The 5,754-nt window shown below is 72.3% G+C and carries 7 protein-coding genes; all 7 read right to left on the bottom strand.

Translation table 11 applies throughout. The features are described from left to right. Positions 1-141: 141 nt before the first annotated feature. Entirely contained in the window at positions 142-519 is a 378-nt protein-coding gene (gene rsfS / locus QM641_RS12335; protein ID WP_415116913.1) for a ribosome silencing factor, read from the bottom strand. After that, entirely contained in the window at positions 516-1,325 is an 810-nt protein-coding gene (locus QM641_RS12330) for a hypothetical protein (protein ID WP_415116911.1), read from the bottom strand. The genes rsfS and QM641_RS12330 overlap by 4 nt, the downstream gene beginning before the upstream one ends. Beyond that, entirely contained in the window at positions 1,322-1,918 is a 597-nt protein-coding gene (gene nadD, locus QM641_RS12325) for a nicotinate-nucleotide adenylyltransferase (RefSeq protein ID WP_415116909.1), read from the bottom strand. Before nadD ends, QM641_RS12330 begins: the two co-directional genes overlap by 4 nt. Before the next feature lie 9 nt (positions 1,919-1,927). Beyond that, a complete protein-coding gene (locus QM641_RS12320; protein ID WP_415116907.1) occupies positions 1,928-2,155 on the bottom strand; it encodes a hypothetical protein in 228 nt (75 codons plus the stop codon). Positions 2,156-2,203: 48 nt separating this feature from the next. After that, positions 2,204-3,463 (bottom strand): glutamate-5-semialdehyde dehydrogenase, encoded by a 1,260-nt coding sequence (locus QM641_RS12315; RefSeq protein ID WP_415116905.1) that lies wholly within the window; start codon positions 3,461-3,463, stop codon positions 2,204-2,206. A gap of 25 nt (positions 3,464-3,488) precedes the next feature. Further along, the gene (gene proB / locus QM641_RS12310; RefSeq protein ID WP_415116903.1) at positions 3,489-4,316 is read right to left on the bottom strand and encodes a glutamate 5-kinase; all 828 of its coding nucleotides are present in this window, start codon (positions 4,314-4,316) and stop codon (positions 3,489-3,491) included. Next, positions 4,313-5,754 (bottom strand): GTPase ObgE (obgE, locus tag QM641_RS12305; RefSeq protein ID WP_415116901.1); only part of this gene is annotated, 1,442 nt, incomplete at its 5' end. The genes proB and obgE, both read right to left, overlap by 4 nt.

The raw sequence follows: 5,754 nt of genomic DNA, 5'->3' as shown, positions 1-5,754 counted from the left end.
CCCACCACAACCTCCACACACCCGGTGTTGCAATAGCCCCCTGAAGCCGCCCGCGCGCACGCGACCTTATGCGCCAACCCAAGCCCCCGCGCCACCGCAAGCCCAGCCAGCGAAGCCCAGCCAGCGAAGCCCCGCGCTCCGTCAGGCGGACTCGGCGGACGAGCCCACCTCGAGGGCGATGACCGGGCAGTCCTTCCACAACCGCTCGAGCCCGTAGTACATCCGCTCCTGCTCGTGGAACACGTGCACGACCAGGTCGCCGAAGTCCAGCAGCACCCAGCGCGACTCCTGCCGCCCCTCGCGACGGATGCGCTTGTGGCCGGCGCGCAGCAGCCGGTCCTCGATCTCGTCCGCGATCGCGGCGACGTTGCGCTCGCTGCGACCGGTGACGATGAGGAACGCGTCCACGAGCGGCAGCGGCAGCGACACGTCGAGGGCGACCAGATCCTCCCCGCCCTTGTCGGCGGCGGCGTCGGCGGCCAGCTGCACCAGCTCGCGAGTGGCGTCGGTCACGCTCACTGGAAAACGCCCGTCACGAACGAGAGGATGAGCACCCCGGTGAGCCCGAGCGCGAGCACGCCCGCCGTGATGGCGAGGATCATCATGATCTTGTTGGACTTCTCCGGCACCGGCGGGGCGACGACCTCCTCGCCGGCCTTGATCGTGCTGATCGCGGCGCTGGCGGCCACCGGGATCGGCGAGGAGGCCAGCGGCAGCTCCTCGTCGATGAGCGCGGCGTCGGTCTCCTTGTCGTCCGCGTCCGGCGCGGCCCCGGTCGAGCCGTAGCCCTCCGGGAGGGCATACGAGCCGGTGATGATCACCTCGCCGGTCGCGTCGACCGGCACCAGCAGGGGCCCGGTCTGCGGCGCCTGCGAGAGGATGAGCGCGTTCGGCGTGGTGGTCGAACCGCCCGCCGGTCCGCTGCGGGTGAGGAGGTGATCGAACGACGGCGGCGCGGCCGCGGTCACCGCCTCCCCCGCGAGCAGCTCAGCCCCGAGGTCCGCCGCGATCACGCGGGCACCCTCCGCCTCGTCCTCGTCGACGGACGCCGCCTCGTCCTCGTCGGCGGATGCCACGCCCTCGCCCTCGGCCGGCGCTGAATCCTCCCCGATGACCTCGGCCGCCTCGACGACCTCGGCCTCCGCAGCCTCCGCCGGTGGCTCGACACCCGTGGGCTCAACCACCGGCTGCGCGGCAGCCGGCTCCGCGGCGACCGGCTCCGGTGTGGTCGTGCCGGGGAAGACGATCGGGATGCCCTGCGTGCGCATCTCCCGCAACCGGCGGCGGGTCAGGGGCGGGTTCTCGGGCTGATCGGCTGGCGTCATGTCGTGCTCCGGTAGAGATGGTGCTTCGCGATGTATTGGACGACCCCGTCCGGTACGAGGTACCAGACCGGGTTTCCGCGCCGTACGCGGGCGCGGCAGTCGGTGGACGAGATCGCCAGCGCCGGCACCTCGAGCTGGCTGACGTCGTCGATGGGCAGGCCGTCGGTGCTCAGCACGTGCCCGGGCCGGGAGACGGCGACGAAATGCGCCAGGTCCCACAGCTCGGCGTGGTCCTTCCAGCTGAGGATCTGGGCGATGGCATCCGCCCCGGTGATGAAGAACAGCTCCGCGCCGGGACGCGTCGCATGCAGGTCGCGCAGGGTGTCGATCGTGTAGGTGGGACCGTCCCGATCGATGTCCACTCTGCTCACCGTGAACCGCGGGTTGGATGCCGTGGCGATGACCGTCATGAGATAGCGGTGCTCGCTCGCGGTGACCTGGTTCTTGTGCCACGGCATCCCGGTCGGGACGAAGACGACCTCGTCGAGGTCGAACGACTGCGCGACCTCGCTCGCCGCGACGAGGTGCCCGTGGTGGATCGGGTCGAACGTCCCGCCCATGACCCCGATGCGGGGCGGACGTGTCGCTGTCATAGGGCGGTCCTAGTGATGACCGTGCCCCGCCTGCACGACGTCGTTCGCGTGCGCCTGCGCGTATGCATCGGCCTTGCCCGAGTGGCGGTTGGCCACGTTGCGGTAGGAGAAGGTGATCAGGCCCAGCAGCAGGAACACACCGAACGCGACGATGCCGAAGATCATCGTCTCCTGCTGGACGTTGCCGTGGTGCTCGGCCTCCTCGGCGACGAGGGCGACGATCGTGGCGAGAGTCATGGGGGCTCCGTTCGGTGTTCGGGCGACGCGCGGTGCCAGTCTACGGGGTCACGGACGGATCTGTCCGGTACCTCTGGCCAGCCATTTCGTGCTGGTCAACTCGGGAAGGCCCATGGGGCCGCGCGCGTGCAGCTTCTGGGTGGAGATGCCCACCTCGGCACCGAAGCCGAACTGGCCGCCGTCGGTGAACCGGGTCGAGGCGTTGGCCATGACGACGGCGGAGTCCACCTCGGCGAGAAACCGCTCCGCCCGGGCCTCGTCGGCGGTCACGATCGACTCGGTGTGGTGCGTCGAGTAGGTGCGGATGTGGTCGAGCGCCTCGTCGAGGTCGTCGACGACCCGCATCGACAGGTCGAGGCTCATGTGCTCGGTCGCCCAGTCCGCGTCGGTCGCGGGCACCACGCCGGCGACCAGCGCCTGCACGGCGGCATCGCCGTGGATGGTGACCCCGGCCTCCTGGAGCGCGGCGGCCACCGGCGGGATCAGCCGGTCCGCGGCATCCCGCAGCACCAGCACGGTCTCGACCGCGTTGCACACGCTCGGTCGCTGCACCTTGCCGTTGACGACGATGTCGCGCGCCCACTCCAGCGGCGCCGAGGAGTCCAGCACGACGTGGACGACCCCCGCGCCGGTCTCGATCACCGGCACCTGCGACTCGGTGACGACCGTCTCGATCAGCTGAGCGCTGCCGCGCGGCACGAGCACATCGACGAGCCCGCGAGCCTGCATGAGCTCCCGCGCGCCGTCGCGCCCGAAGTCGTCGACGGTCTGGATGGCCTCGGGGTCGACGCCGGCGCCTGCCAGCGCCCCGCGCATCGCCCGGACGAGGGCCGCATTGGTGCCCGAGGCCGCCGACCCGCCCCGCAGGACCACGGCGTTGCCGGCGCGCAGCGCGAGCGCGGCGATGTCGACGGTCACGTTCGGCCTGGCCTCGTAGATCGACCCGACGACGCCGAAGGGCACCGAGACCTTCTGCAGACGGATGCCGTTGAGAAGAGTCCGCTCGTCGAGCACGCGCCCGACCGGGTCGGGCAGGCGCGCGACGTCGCGCACCGCGACGGCGAGCGCGTGCACCCTCGCCTCGTCGAGCGCGAGACGGTCCAGCAGCCCCGCCGACAGCCCGTCGGCGCGCCCGCGGGCGAGATCTTCGGCATTCGCGGCGACGATGTCGGCCGTGTCGGCCTCGATCCTGGCGGCGATGGCGTCGAGCAGGGCCGCCTTGGCGGCATCCGTCAGCAGCCCCACCTGACGCGAGGCGTCCTTGGCCCGCACCATGCGCTCGCGGGCGGTGTCGGTCAGGATGCTCATCCGGCCAGTGTATCGGCGGGCCGGCTCAGCGGGCGGTGCGCACCGGTGCGGTCGCGCTCGCGCGCAGCGGGGCCGAGTTGGGCGCGAACCACGTGCCGATCGCCGCGCCACGCAGGGCCTCGTCGACGAGATCGGCGCTGGTGACGAGCACGCCGATGCCGCCGTCGGCGGCCAGACGCGCGGCCGACACCTTGGTGGCCGCGCCACCGGTGCCGACGCTGTTGACCACGACCGAGCCGAACTCGAACCCCTGCAGGTCGTCCCCGTATGCCACCCGATCGATGGGAGCGGCCCCGGGCTCGGACGGCGGCCGGGTGTAGAGCTGGTCGATGTCGCTGAGCAGCACGAGCGCGTCGGCACCGATGAGCTGGGCGACCAGCGCCGCGAGCCGGTCGTTGTCCCCGAAGCGGATCTCGTGGGTGGCGACGGTGTCGTTCTCGTTGACGATCGGGAGCAGCCGCAGGCCGAGCAGCCGCTCCATCGCGCGCTTGGCGTTGGAGCGGTGGGTGGGGTTCTCCAGGTCGCCCGCGGTCAGCAGCACCTGGCCGGCGACGATCCGGTAGGGCCGCAGCGCCTCCTGGTAGCGGTACACGAGCACGTTCTGACCCACGGCGGCGGCGGCCTGCTGGGTCGCCAGGTCGGTGGGGCGCTCGCCGAGCTCGAGGAACGGCATGCCGGTCGCGATGGCGCCCGAGGAGACCAGCACGACCTCGGTGCCGCGCTCGTGCGCGGCGGCGAGTCCCGCGATGATGGCGGGGATGCGGTGGGCGTTCTCGCCGCTGATCGACGAGGAGCCCACCTTGACGACGATGCGCCGGGCCCGCGGAAGGTCGGTGCGCTCGTGAACGGTCATCGATCCTCCTCGGGGTCGGCCGACGCGTCCGCTCTGCGGGCGGCGAGGCGCTCGGCCTCCAGCTCCGCGCGGGCCTCGGCTTTGGCGTCCATGCGCTCGTGATAGCGTTCCCGCCGCTGGGCGGACGTGCGGCGAGTGCTCTGGTCGAGGCGCGGATCGGTGCCGCGCGGGGCGGTCATGAGCTCTGCAGCCGACGACAGCGACGGATGCCAGTCGAAGACGATGCCGTCGCCCTCGCCGATGACGACGGTGGAACCGGCGGAGGCGCCGAGGCGGAACAGCTCGTCCTCGATGCCGAGCCGCTCCAGCCGGTCGGCGAGGAAGCCCACCGCCTCCTCGTTCTGGAAGTCGGTCTGCTGCACCCAGCGCACCGGCTTCGCGCCGAGGATGCGGTAGACGTCGCCGTAGGTGCCGCCCTCGACGCGCACCTCGAAGTCCCGCTCTGCACCGTGCGGACGGATCACGATGCGCTGCGGCTCGGGCGCGGCGGCCTGCGCTGCGCGGTGCTCGGCGACGAGCTCGGCCAGCGCGAAGGTCAGCGCACGCAGCCCCGCGTGGCTGACCGCGGAGATCTCGAACACGGTGAACCCGCGCGCCTCCAGCTCGGGCCGCACGAGGTCGGCGAGGTCCTTCGCATCGGGCACGTCGACCTTGTTGAGCGCGACCAGCTGCGGACGCCCCAGGAGCGGGGTCTGACCCTCCGGCACCGGGTAGGCGGCGAGCTCGGCGAGGATCACGTCGAGGTCGGTGAGCGGGTCGCGACCGGGCTCCAGCGTGGCGCAGTCGAGCACGTGCACGAGCGCGGTGCACCGCTCCACGTGGCGGAGGAACTCCAGCCCGAGTCCCCGCCCCTCGCTGGCGCCCTCGATGAGGCCGGGGACGTCGGCGATCGTGAAGCGGACCTCGCCCGCGGAGACCACGCCGAGGTTCGGATGCAGCGTCGTGAACGGGTAGTCGGCGATCTTCGGCCGCGCCGCCGACACGGCAGCGACGAGGCTCGACTTGCCCGCCGACGGGAAGCCGACGAGGGCGACGTCCGCGACGGTCTTCAGCTCCAGCCGGACCTCGCCCTCCCACCCCGGCGTGCCGAGCAGGGCGAAGCCGGGCGCCTTGCGCTTGGGCGAGGCCAGTGCCGCGTTGCCCAGGCCTCCCCGGCCGCCCGGGGCGACCACCAGGCGCATGCCGGGGGCGATGAGGTCGGCGAGCACGGCGCCCGCGGCATCCTTCACGACGGTGCCGACCGGCACGGGGAGCTCGAGGGACTCGCCCGCCGCTCCCGAGCGGTTGTCGCCCATGCCGAAGCCGCCGTTTCCGGCGTGCCGGTGCGGGGAGTGATGGTACGACAGGAGCGTGGTGACCTGCGGGTCGGCGACCAGCACGACGTCGCCGCCGTTGCCGCCGTTGCCGCCGTCGGGGCCGGCGAGCGGCTTGAACTTCT

The sequence above is a fragment of the Microbacterium sp. genome, from assembly GCF_047605725.1.
In the GTDB taxonomy this organism is placed as follows: Bacteria; Actinomycetota; Actinomycetes; order Actinomycetales; family Microbacteriaceae; genus Microbacterium.
This window is presented reverse-complemented; position numbering and strand designations above follow the sequence as displayed.